Source organism: Leclercia sp. M-A074-M (genome assembly GCF_965195605.1).
Lineage (GTDB): Bacteria > Pseudomonadota > Gammaproteobacteria > Enterobacterales > Enterobacteriaceae > Enterobacter.
In genome coordinates this window covers 312,202-330,096 of record NZ_CBDAHM010000003.1, presented here as the reverse complement: position 1 = coordinate 330,096, position 17,895 = coordinate 312,202, and the positions used below count along the sequence as shown (strand labels likewise).

The 17,895-nt window shown below is 56.4% G+C and carries 12 protein-coding genes, 1 tRNA gene and 1 pseudogene; 10 read left to right on the top strand and 4 right to left on the bottom strand.

The annotated features are described in order from the left end of the window. Nucleotides 1-4 precede the first annotated feature (4 nt). Nucleotides 5-2,677, bottom strand: coding sequence for a phosphotransferase RcsD (rcsD, locus tag ACOKCT_RS08235; RefSeq protein ID WP_103180405.1), 2,673 nt, complete (start codon nt 2,675-2,677; stop codon nt 5-7). A 740-nt stretch (nt 2,678-3,417) separates the two neighbouring features. Between rcsD and ACOKCT_RS08230 the strand changes: the two genes are divergently transcribed. The 6 genes from ACOKCT_RS08230 (at nt 3,418) to mgtE (ending at nt 10,805) form a co-directional block, all read left to right on the top strand. Then, the gene (locus tag ACOKCT_RS08230) at nt 3,418-4,530 is read left to right on the top strand and encodes a porin OmpC (protein WP_103180403.1); all 1,113 of its coding nucleotides are present in this window, start codon (nt 3,418-3,420) and stop codon (nt 4,528-4,530) included. A 120-nt stretch (nt 4,531-4,650) separates the two neighbouring features. Continuing rightward, nucleotides 4,651-5,706 (top strand): FAD:protein FMN transferase ApbE, encoded by a 1,056-nt coding sequence (gene apbE, locus ACOKCT_RS08225; RefSeq protein ID WP_103180401.1) that lies wholly within the window; start codon nt 4,651-4,653, stop codon nt 5,704-5,706. Between the two features lie 72 nt (nt 5,707-5,778). Next, nucleotides 5,779-6,843, top strand: coding sequence for a bifunctional DNA-binding transcriptional regulator/O6-methylguanine-DNA methyltransferase Ada (gene ada, locus ACOKCT_RS08220; RefSeq protein WP_103180399.1), 1,065 nt, complete (start codon nt 5,779-5,781; stop codon nt 6,841-6,843). Further along, a complete protein-coding gene (gene alkB / locus ACOKCT_RS08215) occupies nt 6,843-7,493 on the top strand; it encodes a DNA oxidative demethylase AlkB (protein WP_103180398.1) in 651 nt (216 codons plus the stop codon). Before ada ends, alkB begins: the two co-directional genes overlap by 1 nt. 76 nt (nt 7,494-7,569) lie before the next feature. After that, nucleotides 7,570-9,213 carry a multidrug ABC transporter permease/ATP-binding protein gene (locus ACOKCT_RS08210; RefSeq protein WP_420193360.1) on the top strand — a complete coding sequence of 548 codons (1,644 nt, stop codon included), beginning with the start codon at nt 7,570-7,572 and terminating at the stop codon, nt 9,211-9,213. 155 nt (nt 9,214-9,368) lie between these two features. After that, the gene (gene mgtE / locus ACOKCT_RS08205) at nt 9,369-10,805 is read left to right on the top strand and encodes a magnesium transporter (RefSeq protein ID WP_103180395.1); all 1,437 of its coding nucleotides are present in this window, start codon (nt 9,369-9,371) and stop codon (nt 10,803-10,805) included. Here the strand turns inward: mgtE and ACOKCT_RS08200 are convergent. Next, nucleotides 10,768-12,058 (bottom strand): annotated as a pseudogene (locus tag ACOKCT_RS08200) (SulP family inorganic anion transporter). The gene mgtE and the pseudogene ACOKCT_RS08200 overlap by 38 nt on opposite strands. A 188-nt stretch (nt 12,059-12,246) precedes the next feature. On the opposite strand from ACOKCT_RS08200, the gene mqo reads away from it, so the two are divergent. Beyond that, entirely contained in the window at nt 12,247-13,902 is a 1,656-nt protein-coding gene (gene mqo, locus ACOKCT_RS08195; RefSeq protein WP_180210026.1) for a malate dehydrogenase (quinone), read from the top strand. Between the two features lie 36 nt (nt 13,903-13,938). Here the strand turns inward: mqo and eco are convergent, their stop codons facing one another. Further along, nucleotides 13,939-14,430 (bottom strand): serine protease inhibitor ecotin, encoded by a 492-nt coding sequence (eco, locus tag ACOKCT_RS08190; RefSeq protein ID WP_420193359.1) that lies wholly within the window; start codon nt 14,428-14,430, stop codon nt 13,939-13,941. 195 nt (nt 14,431-14,625) lie between these two features. Between eco and ACOKCT_RS08185 the strand changes: the two genes are divergently transcribed. From ACOKCT_RS08185 to ACOKCT_RS08175, 3 genes are all read left to right on the top strand, one after another. Further along, the gene (locus tag ACOKCT_RS08185; RefSeq protein ID WP_420193358.1) at nt 14,626-14,886 is read left to right on the top strand and encodes a DUF2534 family protein; all 261 of its coding nucleotides are present in this window, start codon (nt 14,626-14,628) and stop codon (nt 14,884-14,886) included. Between the two features lie 82 nt (nt 14,887-14,968). Further along, entirely contained in the window at nt 14,969-16,153 is a 1,185-nt protein-coding gene (locus ACOKCT_RS08180; protein WP_214422219.1) for an MFS transporter, read from the top strand. A 91-nt stretch (nt 16,154-16,244) separates the two neighbouring features. Beyond that, the gene (locus tag ACOKCT_RS08175) at nt 16,245-17,648 is read left to right on the top strand and encodes a DUF7594 domain-containing protein (RefSeq protein ID WP_420193357.1); all 1,404 of its coding nucleotides are present in this window, start codon (nt 16,245-16,247) and stop codon (nt 17,646-17,648) included. Nucleotides 17,649-17,758: 110 nt separating this feature from the next. Here the strand turns inward: ACOKCT_RS08175 and ACOKCT_RS08170 are convergent. Next, a tRNA-Pro gene (locus ACOKCT_RS08170) sits at nt 17,759-17,835 on the bottom strand. Between the last annotated feature and the right edge of the window lie 60 nt (nt 17,836-17,895).

Sequence of the window (17,895 nt, the reverse complement as noted above, 5' to 3'; positions counted from 1 at the left end):
CTTGCTACAGCAAGCTTTTGACGTAGGCGTCAATGTCGCTGATGTATTTTTCTATGCTGGCGGCATCTTTCTCACGAATAAGATGTTCCAGCGTTTCACATAATTGCTTGCCTGGAACCAGATTAAGCATGGCAAACACCCCTTTGAGCCGGTGTGCTGTCTGAGCCAGCGCCGCGAAGTCGTTCACGGCCGATTCAGTATACAACCTCTTAACATCATCTGGAACTGTGTCTACAAAGAGCGAATAATATCCGCTGGCATGAAGTTCAGCATTTTCATTGCCGCCCAGTGGGGATTCCGGGATCGTTTCCTGCGCCAGTTGCTCTTCTATTAGTTGTAGTACAGCTTCCTGCATAGCATTGCTCATATTAAAGTTGACGCGCACCTGGCCGGGGCCAATTTTCCGCACGCCTGGCTCATCATCGCTTAAAAGCAAGCCCGAGGCAGTAAGATTAGACGGATTATCTGTTAAAAAGAGATCATATTCTTGACTTGCCAGCCGTTCGTCCGGCGAGATACAGCTCGCACCCCAGTTTTCCAGCTGACGAACCACAATATTACGGATCTCATTTGAGGTCACATCCACCATTATTACCACATCATCCAGCAGGCGTTCATCCTCCTCCGCATCCTGCGGGCTGGCCGCCATTTTAACGTGAAGAGAGTAACGGGTGCCCAGCGACTCACGCGCTTTGATATTCAGATGGCCGCCAAGCTTACGCGCCAGCTGATCGCAGAGCCAGAAGGTGAGGGCATTGGCTTTGCCATAGTTGTCGCCCTGAGTCTCGTTGAGGAACGGGAAGTGCAGGTTATCAATTTCGCTGGCCGTCACCCCTTCGCCGGTATCCAGAATGCGGAAGGTGAGGCGGTCGTCAGCCGATTCATCGCTGCTCACTTCAAGGGTAATTTTGCCGATCTGGGTGGTAGTGACCGCGTACTGGATCAGCATCAGCAGAATGCGGCGCAGGGCGTCGCGGTCGCCATGACGCTCATCGTTCGCGCGCAGCGGATTGTTGATCAGCAGTTGAAGCCCTTTACGCTTGATGACTGGCAGTACCTCCGGCACCACTTCATCAATCAGATCCTGAATGGAAAACAGCGACGCCGTGCTCTTCCAGGTATCATTTTCCAGCATGTTGGCAAGCTGGATCTCATCCACCAGCCGTACCAGCGTATCGGCATGAGCGGACAGCTGCATGCTCTCCGGGGTGGATAAATGGGCGGCTTCGCTGGCAAGCGCCTTCAGCGGCAGCTTGAACGCTTCGCCGATATTTTGCATAAACGCTGCGCGGCCCTGCTGGTTTTTCTCATACAGCCTTTGCGCCTGCTTGAGCTTTTTATTCACCAGCACCTCGCGATCCTGATCGCGAATAATGAATATTTGCGTGCGCGACGCCACCTGGCTGCGGAACTGGCGGATCTCGTACAGCTCATTATTAATCGTGGCCTGAATCACCCCCTGGTGCTGATCCGCCATGCTGGTGATGTTTTGCAGATTCAGGTGGGGCAGCAGGTGGTCGGCGATTTTGTTGCTGATCACCGTGCGGTTAGCCTCCTGATCGTGCACCAACAGGCCGAGCGGCAGCACAGAGACAATCTCTTCATTCAGCGCGCGCAGGACGCGCAGCTCATTATGGGTACCGGCTGCCACGGGAACATCGCTCTGGCGACCCGGCTGCGAACGGAAGGTGCTGTAACCGAACAGCGCCAGCGCCAGCAGACCAATATTGAGCAGCAGCGGCAACAGGATATTTTGCAGCGTATCCAGCAGCAGCGTGCCGAAAGGCACCTGCCAGACCAGACGCATGCCGGTGGTGTTCAGGGCGGAAGCAATTTCGATTTTCGAACCATTAAAGGAGATGGAGACGCTGTCAGGGCTCTCTTTATCCGTTGGCGCGCGCATATTTTGCACGCTATTGTCCTGCTCCAGGCGGAAACTTTCCAGCGGCATATCCGGCGGGATCAGATCGTTGATGGGCAGATCAAAGGCCACCACCGTGGCCAGATGGCCTGGCTGATTGAACGTCGTACGCAGGGTGAAGTAGTGGCCATTTTGCCATGCCAGTCGGCGCAGGGAGGAGAAACTTTCGCGCTCATCCAAAGCGTTAGCCTGCTGGAGCATCTCCGCGCGACGGGAATCGACAATATTACCCACCGTAGACTCTTTAAACCCGGAAGAGAGATCTTTAAGTGGCAGGGTGGAGATCAGGATCATGCTGTTGTCCTGACCGTTGAGATAGTACATCGACCAGGGAACAGTCTCCGCGCCCCAAAGCGTATCCAGATAGGTCGACATGCGCTGGGTCATCTCCAGCGTGGCGCTGTCGTGGGAACCGAAAATCAGGGCTTCGGTTTTGCGTCGCGTCTTCTCAAGATAGTAGACGTCCTGTTTCAGGCGCGTCTCCTGCAAACCTTCAGCAGAGGAGGTGGTAGGGGTTGCCGCGATGTTGTCATAAATCTGCCAGGTGGCGTAGCGCCAGGTGTCGATGCGTTTATGCAGCGCGTGGCTGATATCGACAATCTGATAGCTGCGGTCTTTGAGCCAGGTGTTCACGGCGCTCTGCACCATTACGCCCATGGTCACTAACAGCACAACGATCAATAGAAGAAAGAAACGAGTAATGCTGCCCGGGAGCAGGGAAAACTTGTTCGCGGCTGTGGTTTCAGACTGACTCATTGATGTGTTTAACCCGTTATGGCTGCGCTTCAGGCGAATAGGGCAGTATAAAGCGTAATAATCGAATTTCCAGCCTCACGCCACTACCGGGGCTGACTTTTTCATGTCGCTGTGAGACGAAAATGGACTGTTTTAAATCTGTACGCTCAGATAAAAATTGTACAAATAAGTCCCAATATAGGAAAAAAAATAGCACGAATAAACAAGAAATTAAAATCACCATGAAATTTATGCGCCTAAAAATAGCAAGCGAAGATTTAATTAATAGTCGTTATAGTTTCAGGCAGGTAGCACAAATTATTCAAGTTTGCGTAAAGATGAGTAAAAAAAAACCGAATGCATTGCATTCGGTTCAATTCTGGATAAACAGACATTCAAATCTGAATGACGGTAATAAATAAAGTTAATGATGATAGCNGTAAATATTTTAGTCGCCGCTGCGGTTTTTGTTTTATCAATCAGTGCTATAATTTGTTTTTGGATAAATAACTGATTTTTATGATTTATTTTGTGTTTTTGATTATTGGTGCTCTATTTTTTAACTAAATGTGCGGCCAAAAAGTTCCCCGAAATTTACAAATTGAAACATCTATGTGGCAATATGAAACATCTTAAAAGTTTTCGTATCATATTCTTATTGGATTATTCTGTTTTTTTGCGGAGAATGAACTTGCCGACTGGTTAAGAGGGTTAATCAGTAAGCAGTGGTAATAAAAGACATATAACAGAGGGTTAAAATAATGAAAGTTAAAGTACTGTCCCTCCTGGTACCAGCACTGCTGGTAGCAGGCGCAGCGAATGCGGCTGAAATTTACAACAAAGACGGCAACAAATTAGATCTCTACGGTAAAGTAGACGGTCTGCACTATTTCTCTGATGACGATGGCGCTGATGGCGATCAGACTTACATGCGTCTCGGCTTCAAAGGCGAAACTCAGGTTAACGACCAGATCACTGGCTACGGTCAGTGGGAATACCAGATTCAGGGCAACACCAGCGAAAGCGAGAACCAGTCCTGGACGCGTGTGGCCTTCGCAGGTCTGAAGTTCGCTGAAGCAGGTTCTTTCGACTACGGTCGTAACTACGGCGTAATCTATGACGTCACCTCCTGGACTGACGTTCTGCCAGAATTCGGCGGCGACACTTACGGTGCCGATAACTTCCTGCAATCCCGTGGTAACGGCGTTGCTACCTACCGTAACCAGGACTTCTTCGGTCTGGTTGATGGCCTGAACTTTGCTCTGCAGTATCAGGGTAAAAACGGCAGCGTCAGCGGTGAAAACGTGGGCGGTCGTAGCCTGCTGAAACAGAACGGCGACGGCTTCGGCGGCTCCCTGACTTACGATCTGGGCGAAGGCTTCAGCGTAGGTGCGGCAGCAGCCTCTTCTAAACGTACCGCAGACCAGAACGGTCCACGCGTTTACGGCCGTGGCGACCGTGCTGAAGTGTACAGCGGCGGCCTGAAATATGACGCAAACAACCTGTACCTGGCAGCGCAGTACTCCCAGACCTACAACGCAACCCGTTTCGGTGACTCTCAGTCCGACCGCGCTAATGCTGTTTACGGCTTTGCCAACAAAGCACAGAACTTCGAAGTGGTTGCACAGTACCAGTTCGACTTCGGTCTGCGTCCATCCGTGGCTTACCTGCAGTCTAAAGGTAAGGACATCGAAGGCAACGGCGACCAGGATCTGCTGAAATATGTTGATGTGGGCGCGACTTACTACTTCAACAAAAACATGTCCACCTATGTTGATTACAAAATCAACCTGCTGGATGAAAACGCCTTCACCGACCGTGCAGGCATCAGCACCGATGACATCGTAGCACTGGGTCTGGTTTACCAGTTCTAAGTCTTACGTACTCTTGCGAAAGGGGCCAAATGGCCCCTTTTTTTGGTTTTACCGTCAGGCCCTTACAAAGCCTGCTTTTTGGTGTACTCTTGCCGGTCTCAGGCTTGAGGATAATAACGAATGGAAATTACTTTTTTACGTGTCGGCTTGCTGGCAACACTTTTTATGCTGACCGCGTGTGACGCACCTGCTCCATCTGCAAAGAACGAAACCGCCGCCGCGACGGTGCTGGAAGGGAAAACGATGGGCACCTTCTGGCGCGTCAGCGCCATCGATCTCTCCGCTGCCCGGGCGGAAGAGCTGCGCGGGAAGATCCAGGCTCAGCTGGACGGCGATGACCAACTGATGTCCACCTATAAAAACGACTCCGCGCTGATGCGCTTTAATCAGTCGAAGAGTACGTCGCCCTGGCCGGTGAGCGAAGCGATGGCGGACATTGTCACCGAATCGCTGCGGGTGGGCTACAAAACTAACGGCGCAATGGATATTACCGTCGGTCCCCTGGTTAACCTGTGGGGCTTTGGCCCAAACAAGCAGCCTGTGAAAACCCCCGATCAGGCGCAGATTGACGATGCCCGGGCGCAAACGGGGCTGCAGCATCTGTCCGTGATTAATCAGTCCGGCCAGCAGTATCTGCAAAAAGATATTCCCGATCTGTTTGTCGATCTCTCCACGGTGGGCGAAGGCTACGCCGCCGATCACCTGGCCCGGCTAATGGCCGAAGAGGGGATCTCGCGCTATCTGGTGTCGGTAGGCGGGGCGCTGGTCAGCCGGGGCATGAACGCCAGCGATAAGCCCTGGCGCGTGGCGATCCAGAAGCCGACCGATGAGCAAAACGCCGTGCAGGCCATTCTCGATATCAACGGCCACGGGATCAGCACCTCCGGCAGCTACCGCAACTATTATGAGCTGGACGGAAAACGCATTTCGCACGTAATCGATCCGCAGACCGGCCGTCCGATTACCCACAACCTGGTGTCGGTGACGGTAATCTCCCCGACGGCCCTGGAGGCCGATGCCTGGGATACCGGCCTGATGGTGCTGGGGACGGAAAAAGCCAAAGAGGTCGTGCGTCAGCAAGGGCTGGCTGTCTATATGATCACCCGGGAAGGGGAGGGCTTCAAAACCTGGATGTCCCCGCAGTTCGCCAGTTTCCTCGTTAACGGGAAGAATTAAAAAGCAAGGTTGCGGGTTTTTGTCGGCTGGCGCTCAGGCAGGCTATGAGTATGCTTACAGTAGGAGCCGATCATGAAAAAGCCGAACCTGAATAATGATGATGAACGCTGGCTGGCGGTGCTGGCCCGCGATGAGAGTGCCGATGGTCAGTTTGTGTTTGCCGTGCAGACCACCGGCATCTTCTGCCGTCCCTCCTGCCGGGCTCGCCATGCTCTGCGTGAGAATGTCCGCTTTTATCCTGATGCCCACCGTGCGGAGCTGGCGGGTTTTCGCCCCTGCAAACGCTGTCGCCCGGATCAACAGGACCCGCAGGCGCAGCGCGCCGCCACCATCGAAAAAGCCTGCCGGTTGCTGGAGCAGGAGCAACCTTTGACCCTTGAGCAGCTGGCGCAGCAGGTGGCGATGAGCCCGTATCATCTTCATCGTCTGTTCAAATCCTCGACCGGAATGACCCCGAAAGCCTGGCAGCAGGCGGCCCGGGCGAAACGGCTACGCCATGCCCTTGCGCAGGGGGATAAAATTACCGACTCCGTGCTGGCAGCGGGTTTCCCCGACAGCAGCAGCTACTATCGCAACGCCGATGCCACGCTGGGGATGACCGCGAAGCAGTACCGCAACGGCGGGGAAGAGACCACCGTGCGCTACGCCCTGAGCGACTGTACGCTGGGGCGGTGCCTGGTGGCGGAGAGCGTGCGGGGGATCTGCGCCATTTTACCCGGCGATGACGACAGCACGCTGATTGCCGAGCTGGAGACCCTTTTTCCTCACGCCCGGCGGGAACAGGCAGATGCCGCCTTTGCCGCCCGCGTCGCCCGGGTGATCGCCAGCGTGGATAACCACGCCGTGGCGCTCCCCCTGCCGCTGGATATTCGCGGCACCGCTTTTCAGCGCCAGGTCTGGCAAGCTCTGCGAGCCATACGTAGCGGCGAGACGGCAAGCTATCAACAGGTGGCAAACGCCATTGGCCATCCTGGCGCGGTGCGGGCGGTGGCCCGGGCCTGTGCCGCCAACACGCTGGCGGTTATCATCCCTTGTCACCGGGTGGTGCGTAGTGATGGTGGGCTCTCGGGCTACCGCTGGGGCACGGCCCGCAAAGCGGCGCTGCTGCGTCGGGAAGCGAAAAAAGAGGAGGTGTGATGCTCGATCTCTTTGCAGATGAACAACCCTGGCAGGAGCCGCTGGCGCCCGGTGCGGTGATCCTGCGCCGCTTCGCCCGGGCTGGGGCGCCTGCATTAATGCAGGCAATCGAACAGGTGGCTACCGTCTCGCCGTTCCGCCAGATGGTCACCCCCGGGGGCTACACCATGTCGGTGGCAATGACCAACTGCGGCGGGCTGGGCTGGACCACCAATCAGCGGGGCTATCTCTACTCCCCAAAAGACCCGCTTACCGACGCCCTCTGGCCGCCGATGCCGGAGGCGTTCGCTACCCTGTGCCACGATGCTGCCTGCGCGGCGGGCTACCCTGAGTTCCAGCCGGACGCCTGTCTCATCAACCGCTACGCGATTGGGGCTAAGCTCTCATTGCATCAGGATAAAGATGAAGCGGACCTGCGGGCGCCGATTGTCTCAGTCTCCCTCGGCCTGCCGGCGGTATTCCAGTTTGGCGGATTACGGCGTAACGATCCCCTTAAACGTCTGCTGCTGGAGCATGGCGACGTGGTGGTCTGGGGTGGGGCATCACGACTGTTTTATCATGGTATTCAGCCGCTTAAGCCTGGTACGCATCCTCTTACCGGCGACTGTCGCTACAACCTGACCTTCCGCCAGGCGGCGGATAGCGAATAAAAATAAGAATTATTCTTGATGTAAACGGCGAGCAGTTTACACTGCTGGCTGTTTTTTCTTGTCTGGATTGCTCTGCATGGAACTCCTGTTACTGGTCTGGCGCCAATACCGCTGGCCGTTTATCGCGGTGATGGCATTGAGCTTGCTCAGCGCCGCGCTGGGTATTGGGCTTATCGCCTTTATCAACCTGCGTTTGATTGAAACTGTTGATACCACCCTGATGGTGCTGCCGGAATTTCTCGGCCTGCTGGTCCTGCTGATGGCCGTCACCCTCGGCTCGCAGCTGGCGCTCACGACGCTCGGTCACCACTTTGTCTACCGCCTGCGCAGCGAGTTCATCAAGCGGATTCTGGATACTCAGGTTGAACGCGTCGAGCAACTGGGCAGCGCCTCGCTGCTGGCCGGACTGACTAGCGACGTACGTTCGATCACCATCGCCTTTGTGCGTCTGCCGGAGCTGGTGCAGGGGATCATCCTGACCTTTGGATCGGCCGCCTGGCTGGCCTGGCTCTCCACCAAAATGCTGGCCATCACTGCCCTGTGGATTGCGATCACCATCTGGGGCGGCTACCTGCTGGTGTCGCGCGTCTACAAACATATGGCGGTGCTGCGCGAAACCGAAGATAAGCTCTACAACGACTATCAGACGGTGCTGGAAGGGCGCAAAGAGCTGACCCTGAACCGCGAGCGCGCCGAGCACATCTTCAATAATCTCTATATTCCGGATGCCCGTGAGTATCGCCACCATATCGTGCGGGCCGATACCTTCCACCTGAGCGCGGTCAACTGGTCGAATATCATGATGCTGGGGGCGATTGGCCTGGTCTTCTGGATGGCAAATAGCCTCGGCTGGGCGGATACCAACGTCGCCGCGACCTATTCGCTGACGCTGCTGTTCCTGCGCACGCCCCTGCTCTCGGCTGTCGGTGCGCTGCCGACCCTGCTCAGCGCCCAGGTGGCCTTTAACAAACTGCGCAAGTTTGCCCTGGCGCCGTACAAACCTGAGTTCCCGCGCCCTGAGGCCTTCCCAAACTGGCAGACGCTGGAGCTGCGCAACGTCACCTTCCAGTACCAGGACAATGCATTTTCCGTCGGGCCGGTAAATTTAACCCTTAAGCGCGGTGAGCTGCTGTTCCTGATTGGCGGCAACGGCAGCGGCAAATCGACGCTGGCGATGCTGCTGACCGGCCTGTATCAGCCCCAGTCAGGCGAGATCCTGCTGGACGGTAAACCGCTCAGCGCTGAAAAACCGGAGGATTACCGCAAGCTCTTCTCGGCGGTGTTTACCGACGTCTGGCTGTTCGATCAGCTGCTGGGCCCGGAAGGCAAGCAGGCCGATCCGGCGCTGGTGGAGAAGTGGCTGGCGCATCTGCAGATGTCCCACAAGCTGGAGCTACAGGATGGTAAAATCCTCAACCTCAAGCTGTCAAAAGGGCAGAAGAAGCGCGTGGCGCTGCTGCTGGCGCTGGCGGAAGAGCGTGACATTATTCTGCTGGATGAGTGGGCTGCCGACCAGGACCCACATTTCCGTCGCGAGTTTTACCAGGTGCTGCTGCCGCTGATGCAGCAGATGGGCAAAACCATCTTCGCCATCAGCCATGACGACCACTACTTTATCCATGCTGACCGTCTGCTTGAGATGCGCAGCGGCCAGCTGACGGAACTGACCGGCGCTGAGCGTGATGCCGCGTCGCGTGATGCGGTAGCCCGTACCGCCTGAGCGTAACTGTGCCGGGTGGCGGCTTCGCCTCACCCGGCCTGCGATCTTGTTTTCCCCGCCTGCTGTTTTTTTAACCTCTCCTCTCATCCGTTTATTAAAATTTACACAACCCCACGCTATGCTTAATGCCAACTTATTTAATGGATTGATATTTAATGTCTGGATTAACCAAAAACAGCGCAAGGCTGCGCGATGAAGAGCGTGCGCGCCTGATCTGGCTGATGACCACCGACAAAGCGCTCACTTCCACCCTGCTGGGTAAACTGACCCTGGCTGAGCAATATGATGTCGGGACGTTAGCCGACGATATTGCTGAGGTAGGGGCGCTGGTAGCCCATTTGCCGCCGCCGGATCTCGCCGACACCCTCGAAGCGCTGCCCTCGGAAGAGCGCCACGCTTTGTGGCGGCTGGTAGAGGATCACGAGCGCGGTCAGGTACTGCTGGAAGCCTCTGAAAACGTCTGGGACGATCTGATCGACGAGATGAGCGACCAGGCCATTCTCGACGCGGTACGCACCCTGGATATCGACGACCAGCTCTACATGGTCCAGCACCTGCCGCGCAACCTGACCGGACAGTTGCTGGCGTCGCTGCCGCCTCAGGATCGTGCCCGGGTCCAACAGGTGATGCACTATGAGCAGGACCGCGTCGGCGCAATCCTGGAGTTCAGCGTCATTACGGTGCGCCCTGACGTCACGCTGGGCGCGGTCCAGCGCTACCTGCGACGTCTGGGCAAAATGCCAAAGAACACCGATAAGCTGTTTGTGACCTCACGGGATAAAACCCTGCTCGGCGAGCTTGAGCTACAGACCATCCTGCTTAACAGCACTCAGACCCTGGTCAGCGAGGTGATGGAAACGCAGCCGATGCTCTTTTCCCCGGAAGATGACGCCGAAAAAGCCGCCCGCACCTTTGAACGTGACAACCTTCTCAGCGCGGGCGTAGTAGACCCGGCGGGTAAGCTATTGGGGCGCCTGACCATCGATGAGATCGTCGACGTGGTCTACAAAGAGACCGATAACGATATGCGTGCCCTCGGCGGGTTAAGTGCCGAAGAGGATGTCTATGCCCCGGTGAGCAAGGCGGTGAAAACCCGCTGGGCGTGGCTGGCGATCAACCTCTGCACCGCCTTCATCGCTTCACGTGTCATTGACGGATTTGAACACACCATCTCCCAGCTGGTGGCGCTGGCCTCGCTGATGCCCATCGTGGCGGGCATTGGCGGCAATACCGGTAATCAGACCATCACCATGATCGTGCGCGCCCTGGCGCTTCAGCATATTCAGCCGGGCAACTTTACCTTTCTGATCCTGCGTGAGCTCGGCGTGGCGCTGATTAATGGCCTGGTGTGGGGCGGCATCATGGGGGGCGTGACCTGGTGGCTGTACGGCGATATGGCGCTGGGTGGGGTAATGACTCTGGCGATGGTGCTGAACCTGCTGGTGGCGGCGACGATGGGCGTTCTCATCCCGATGATCATGACCCGCCTCGGGCGCGACCCCGCAGTGGGGTCGAGCGTGATGATCACCGCCATTACCGATACTGGCGGCTTCTTTATTTTTCTTGGGCTGGCGACACTGTTTCTGCTGTAACGGCGTGTTTGCGTCGCAGGCGGGCAGGGAGGATCACCATCATGATAATCCCGCCTACCACGCCAATTGCCAGGTTGCCGGTTGAAACGGTGGCCCCGACGGTCACCAGCATCACCAGCGTTTCCGCAACCGGCGCGCCTTTCACCGTGGCAGGGCGAATGCTCTGCCAGTTGAAGGTCTTAATGGCGACAATCGCCATGATCCCCGCCAGCACCGCCATCGGAATTTTCGCCATCACTTCGCTCAGGGCGGTAACCAGCACCAGCAGTACCAGCCCGGCGGCAAAGGTGGAGACGCGGCTGCGGCCTTTGCCCATTTCGACGTTAACAATGGTCTGACCGATCATCGCGCAACCGGCGATCCCGCCAAAGAAGCCCGCCATGATATTGGCCACGCCCAGCCCCATGCTCTCGCGGCGCTTGCTGGACGGGGTTGCCGTCAGCTCATCCACCAGCTTCGCGGTCAGGAGCGACTCCATCAGGCCGACAAAGGCGATACTCAGGGCGCAGGGCCAGATAATGCTCAGGGTGTGCAGATTCAGCGGCACCAGCATCTGGGTGATCCCCGGCAGCCCGCCGCCAATTGACCCTTCATCCCCCACGGTCGGCAGCAGCTGGCCGCTGGTGACGGTATAGAGCGTCAGGACCACAATCGCGATCAGCGGGGAAGGGATACTTTTAATGTAGCGGGGCGCCCACAGCACAATCAGCAGGGTCAGGACGAACAGGCCGACAATCAGCGGGCTTCTGCTCCAGAAATGCGGCACCTGGGCAAAGAAAATCAGGATCCCGAGGGCGTTAACAAACCCGGTCATCACCGCCTGGGGAATAAAACGCATCAGACGCGCCATTCCCAGCGCGCCGAACAGGATCTGGATAAGCCCCGCCAGCAGCACTGCCGGCAGAATATACTGCGCGCCATGCTGATGCACCATCGGCCCAATCACCAGCGCCACCGATCCCGCAGCGGCAGTCACCATTGCCGGGCGTCCGCCCATCACCGACAGCGCCAGGCACAGCACCACCGAGGCAAAAAGGCTCACTTTCGGATCGACGCCCGCTACCACGGAAAAGGAGATCACCTCCGGAATAAGCGCCAGAGCGGTGATCACACCGGCCAGCGTTTCACGCATCAACAGCGACGGAGAGCGCAGGACGGCAAGAGTATGGGGAGAAGCGTGTGTAGGAGACATAATTCTTCGCAGGTTAGTGGCAGAAGGCTGGATCTGTGCGGCCGATCACAAAGGGCAGCATAGTAACGGGAAATCGCGCGCGTTTCCAGCGCAGCAAATGCCATATCCCTACAAATACCGCGACATTAATTATCATAATTACAATAATTATTTAACCTTTAAACAATATTTAAATATTGCTACCGTGGCGCCGCACTCGACCTCATCTGCATAAATAGCGAACAAACGCGTATTACGAAGGCATTAATTATGAAAAAAATGACTGCCCTGCTGCTGGCTGCGGCGGCAAGCCTTAGTGCTGTCTCCACGGCGGCGAAGGCTCAGGCATCGCAAGAGCAGGAAACGGACGTTCTGTTAATTGGTGGCGGGATCATGAGCGCCACGCTGGGAACCTATTTGCAGGAGCTTCAACCGGACTGGTCCATGACCATGGTTGAACGCCTGGACGGCGTAGCGCAGGAGAGCTCTAACGGCTGGAACAACGCCGGGACCGGCCACTCCGCGTTAATGGAGCTGAACTACACCCCACAGAAGAAAGATGGCTCCATCAGCATTGAGAAAGCGGTGGAGATCAACGAAGCGTTTCAGATCTCTCGTCAGTTCTGGTCTCACCAGGTGAACAGCGGTGTGCTGCACGATCCACACAGTTTCATTAACACCGTCCCGCACATGAGCTTTGTCTGGGGAGACGACAATGTGAACTTCCTGCGCGGACGTTATGCTGCTCTGCAGCAAAGCTCGCTGTTCCGCGGCATGAAGTACTCCGAAGATCACGCCCAGATCAAAGAGTGGGCGCCGCTGGTGATGGAAGGGCGCGACCCGAACCAGAAGGTGGCGGCCACCCGTACGGAAATCGGTACCGACGTTAACTATGGCGAAATTACCCGTCAGCTGGTGGGCTCTCTGCAGAAAAAAGAGAACTTTACGCTGTCGCTGAACAGCGAAGTGCGCGGCTTTAAGCGCAACGCGGACAACTCCTGGAGCGTGACCGTCGCCGATCTGAAGCACAATGAAGAAGAGCACGTCATTAAGGCGAAGTTTGTCTTTATCGGTGCGGGCGGCGCGGCGCTGAAGCTGCTGCAGGAGACCGGTATTCCGGAAGCGGAGAATTACGCGGGCTTCCCGGTTGGCGGCCAGTTCCTGGTGTCGGAAAACCCGGAGGTGGTGAATCGCCATCTGGCGAAGGTCTATGGCCAGGCGTCCGTGGGCGCACCGCCGATGTCGGTGCCGCATATCGATACACGTGTTCTCGACGGTAAGCGCGTGGTGCTGTTCGGGCCGTTCGCCACCTTCTCGACCAAATTCCTGAAGAACGGTTCGCTGTGGGATCTGCTCAGCTCCACCACCACTTCAAACGTGGGTCCGATGGTTGATGTTGGTCTGGATAACTTCGATCTGGTGAAATACCTGATTAGCCAGGTGATGCTCTCCGATGACGATCGTTTTGCGGCGCTGAAAGAGTACTATCCGGAAGCGAAGAAAGCGGACTGGCGTCTGTGGCAGGCGGGCCAGCGCGTGCAGATCATCAAGCGTGATGAGGAAAAAGGCGGCGTGCTGCGTCTGGGCACTGAAGTGGTCAGCGACAAAGAAGGCACTGTAGCCGCGCTGCTGGGAGCCTCCCCGGGCGCCTCCACCGCGGCACCGATTATGCTGCACCTGATGGAAAAAGTGTTTAAAGACAAAGTCGCCAGCCCGGAGTGGCAGGCGAAGCTGAAGACCATTATTCCTTCATACGGTACGGCGCTGAACGGCAACGTTGAGGCCACCGAGCAGGAGCTGGAGTACACCAGCCGCGTGCTGCAGCTGAAGTATGAAAAACCGCAGGCACCGGATGCGGCGCCTCAGCCTGAGGCACAGGCGACCTCCCAGCCGGAAAGCAAACCGGTTGCGGATATCGCACTCTGATATTAAAAAGCCGGGTGATTTACCCGGCTTTTTTTATTAGCGCGTGACGGCGCTTTCTACCTTCTCGTCAGCCTGCCAGATACGGTATCTCACCTCGATATTCGCAGGCGTATAAACCACAATCGGCAACTTACTGTTGTAGCGCAGCAGGCTATGCTCGCCGAGATTCGCGGTTATGAATTTTGTGGTCTTTTTCCCGTCCGGACAGGCCATCATGGTGGAAACCGGCGAAGTGACCTTATCAAAGATGTAATAGTCATATCCCCAGCCTTCCAGCGTCTTGCTGGTTAACTGACCGCCGAGGCGGTGCGCGTTGCAATCCACCTCCAGCGTCTGGCCGATCAGCAGTTCCACCTTGTAATTCGCTTCATCTTTCTGCTCAGGCAGGTCAATGACCTGGCGCTTCATCCCCTGTTCCGCCTGCGGGTAGGGGGCCGTTTTACTGAGCTGCTGGTCAGCAGGGGTGGCGTATGCGCTGGCGCAGGTCAGAGCCAGCAGAGTGATGAGACTTTTAGCGGCGTTTTTCACAGTGATTCCTTTTTATGTCAAACGGTGGCCATACACTACCATGAATGGTGTTTTTTACCTTAATTTTATTTTTAAATGGTTTATATAACTGGTAAGTGCCTTGTGATTTGGTTTTAAATTCTGTATTGGCCCCGGGGGAACGATCGTGGTAGGGTGAGCTGCAATCATTGTTATCTATCTGTGAAGGAAACACGCATGGTACGTAATAAACTCAACACCCCGGCGGGGAAAAAATTTCTGCTGGCACTGCTGACGGTTTTTCTGATCGCGGTGATGGGGGTAGGCCGTGTGACTATTATCGGCGTGGTTGAGCAGTACAATATCCCACTGACGGAGTGGACCACCAGCATGTACGTGCTGCAGTCGGCGATGGTGCTGGTCTACACCACGGTCTTTACCGTGCTGCTGGCTATCCCGTTGGGCATATTTTTCCTCGGCGGGAGCGATAAACACTGAGTCGCCAACGCGATTAATGCCTGTTTCACTCCTGTGCCGTTTTCGGGTTAAATGATTTTTTCCCCGTTTACAGGAGTGGAGCATGGTTTCCCGGTTTTCCACGCTGAGCCGGATCCCAAAAGGGGTCTGGGTTGTTGGCGGCGTCAGTATGCTGATGGATATTTCATCGGAAATTATCCATAGCTTGCTGCCGCTCTTTATGGTGACCACCCTGGGCGCCAGCGTCATTTTCATTGGCCTGATTGAAGGGCTGGCGGAAGCCACCGCGCTTATCATTAAGGTTTTTTCCGGTGCCATCAGCGACTATCTGGGGAAACGCAAAGGGCTGGCGCTGCTGGGCTACGGTCTGGGTGCGGCCAGTAAGCCGCTGTTTGCGATCGCCTCGTCGTCGGGGATGATCCTCGGGGCGCGTCTGATTGATCGGGTAGGAAAGGGGATCCGCGGTGCCCCCCGCGACGCGCTGGTAGCTGACGTCACGCCGCCGGAACTGCGCGGGGCGGCATACGGGCTGCGTCAGTCGATGGATACCATTGGCGCGTTTCTCGGCCCACTGCTGGCGGTCGGCATGATGCTGCTGTGGAACGATGATTTCCGCACTATCTTCTGGATCGCCGTCATCCCCGGCGTGCTGGCCGTCTTACTGCTCTTTGTGGGCCTGCATGAGCCCGCCACGCCTGTTGCCCATAAACGGTCCAATCCCATCAAAAAAGAGAACCTGAAACGCCTCGGCGCCAGCTGCTGGTGGGTAATTGGCCTCGGCGCTGTCTTTACTCTCGCCCGTTTCAGTGAGGCATTTCTGGTGCTGCGTGCCCAGCAGGCGGACATTCCGCTGGCGCTGATCCCGCTGGTGATGGTCGCCATGAATCTGCTATACGCGTTTTCGGCCTATCCGTTTGGCAAACTCTCCGATGCCATGAGCCATACGCGCCTGCTCCAGTGGGGACTGGCGGTGTTGATCGCCGCCGATATTGTACTGGCGCTGAGCACCCACTGGATCGGGATTATTGCCGGCGTGGCGCTGTGGGGCATCCATATGGGGATGACCCAGGGGCTGCTGACCGCGATGATTGCGAAGACGGCACCCCCCGACCTGCGCGGTACGGCGTTTGGCCTGTTCAGTATGGTGAGCGGCGTGGCGCTGCTGGTTGCCAGCCTGGGGGCTGGCATCATCTGGGAAACGTGGGGCGCGGAATATACCTTTTATGCCGGGGCGACGATCTGCCTGCTGACGCTGGGATATCTGCGCAACCCCCCCGCGGCGTTGTAAAGCGCGCAAGCGCAGAAAAATATTGCGCAAATCATTCGAAGCGTGAGTGCCGTTTTGTTACCAATGTGGTCCTTTCTATCAGGAGATACTTATGAAAAGGACCACACTTTATACCGCGATGGCGTCAGCCCTGCTGTTGCCGTCACTTTATGCCCATGCAGGCCCGCAGGCGCACGTGGTTTGTGCTTATAGCCATACTCTGGGCGATGACGCCATTATGATGTTTGGCAAAACCAACCAGGCGATGTGGCACGACTTTTTCGGCAACACCCGCACGGACGCCCATTCGACCTATCAATCACTGCGTAAGCAGTCAGAAACCACCTGCGATAACAAAGCCGACAGCTCAGCTTACTGGGCGCCGTCGCTGCGCCTGCCGGACGGGACGGTGGTTCAACCCGCCTACCAAAAAACCTATTACCAGGCGTCTAACGTGGAACAGTTCCCGCTCAGCCCATTTCCGGCAGGGCTGGCGCTGCTGGCGGGCGATCACCACGGTACCGGGCCTAACGCCCGCATAACCTTTTTATGCGCTAACGGCAGAGGCTACAGCAATAAAGTCGGTGAAGTGTGTGGGCTGAGAAAAGCCAAAGATGCGGTGCAGTTTAATATCGGGATCCAGTTCCCTAACTGCTGGGATGGTATCCACCTGCAGCCGCACCATGGCATGGCGAGTGCGACCTACGATGTGAAAGGGCAGTGCCCGTCCGGCTATCCGGTGAAAATCCCGACGGTTAATATGAACGTGGCCTGGGTGCTGCACGGGATCACCTCCCTGGATACCGCGAAAGCCCAGCTGTCGCTCGATCCCACCATGAATGGCGATGTGCGCGAAGAGCACTGGGGCAGCCTCTATACCGCCCACGCCGACTTTATGAATGGCTGGACTGAAGAGGGTGCCCGCTTTATGACTGAGATGTGCATGAATCAGGGCATGGACTGCGGCACTAACGTCCCCTACGGCTATTCAAAGGCGCTGGCAAACGTCTGGGTGAGTAGCGAGACGCCAGATACCCCGGTACCTGGGGCGCAGACCTTGCTGGTGCAGGATAACTGGAAAAACGGCGGCCGCACCCGTAACAGCGAAACGATGAGTCTGGTTAAGTTTACGATCCCTGCGCTGCCTGAAGGCCAGGATCCTTCTCTGTTCAAATACCGGGTGCGGATCTATGGCGGAAAAGTCGAGGCTAACGGCGCGGATCAGATCTTCTTCTATCCGGCGAGCAACGACTGGGATCCCGCCACCGTCACCTGGAAAAATCGTCCGGCCTGTAACTACTCGTCCGATGCGCTGCTCTATCTCAACAACAAGCGCGAATACCGGATGGTGGATGTCGACAAGGCGGTGCGCAAAGCGCTGGCGGCGGGCAAGACTGAAATCTCCTGGTATATCGGTGGCGACCGTCAGGGTAATCACTATCAGTTCAGCCCTGCCTCTTCTAAAGAGAGCCTGATACTGATGTTGACCGGGTACAAGCATACCCCGGAAATCTAATCAGCAGCATGTTCGTGCAAAAGCCAGCCTGCCATCGGGCTGGCTTTTTAGCCATCTCTTGCAGGCATAAAAAAACCAACCGCGAAGGTTGGTTTTTTTTGGGGAAATTTTGGTCGGCACGAGAGGATTTGAACCTCCGACCCCTGACACCCCATGACAGTGCGCTACCAGGCTGCGCTACGTGCCGACACGTGAAATTTATACTACCTATTTCCGCGTTTAATGCAAGGGTGGTTCTGGCTAACTG

Bases quoted from the DNA above. Each gene is read 5' to 3' on its own strand.
- ACOKCT_RS08180 (WP_214422219.1), top strand. From the start codon at position 14,969: ATGGTTTCCCGGTTTTCCACGCTGAGCCGGATCCCAAAAGGGGTCTGG.
- mqo (WP_180210026.1), top strand. From the start codon at position 12,247: ATGAAAAAAATGACTGCCCTGCTGCTGGCTGCGGCGGCAAGCCTTAGT.
- ada (WP_103180399.1), top strand. From the start codon at position 5,779: ATGAAAAAGCCGAACCTGAATAATGATGATGAACGCTGGCTGGCGGTG.
- apbE (WP_103180401.1), top strand. From the start codon at position 4,651: ATGGAAATTACTTTTTTACGTGTCGGCTTGCTGGCAACACTTTTTATG.
- rcsD (WP_103180405.1), bottom strand. From the start codon at position 2,677: ATGAGTCAGTCTGAAACCACAGCCGCGAACAAGTTTTCCCTGCTCCCG.
- alkB (WP_103180398.1), top strand. From the start codon at position 6,843: ATGCTCGATCTCTTTGCAGATGAACAACCCTGGCAGGAGCCGCTGGCG.
- ACOKCT_RS08175 (WP_420193357.1), top strand. From the start codon at position 16,245: ATGAAAAGGACCACACTTTATACCGCGATGGCGTCAGCCCTGCTGTTG.
- ACOKCT_RS08230 (WP_103180403.1), top strand. From the start codon at position 3,418: ATGAAAGTTAAAGTACTGTCCCTCCTGGTACCAGCACTGCTGGTAGCA.
- mgtE (WP_103180395.1), top strand. From the start codon at position 9,369: ATGTCTGGATTAACCAAAAACAGCGCAAGGCTGCGCGATGAAGAGCGT.
- ACOKCT_RS08210 (WP_420193360.1), top strand. From the start codon at position 7,570: ATGGAACTCCTGTTACTGGTCTGGCGCCAATACCGCTGGCCGTTTATC.
- ACOKCT_RS08185 (WP_420193358.1), top strand. From the start codon at position 14,626: ATGGTACGTAATAAACTCAACACCCCGGCGGGGAAAAAATTTCTGCTG.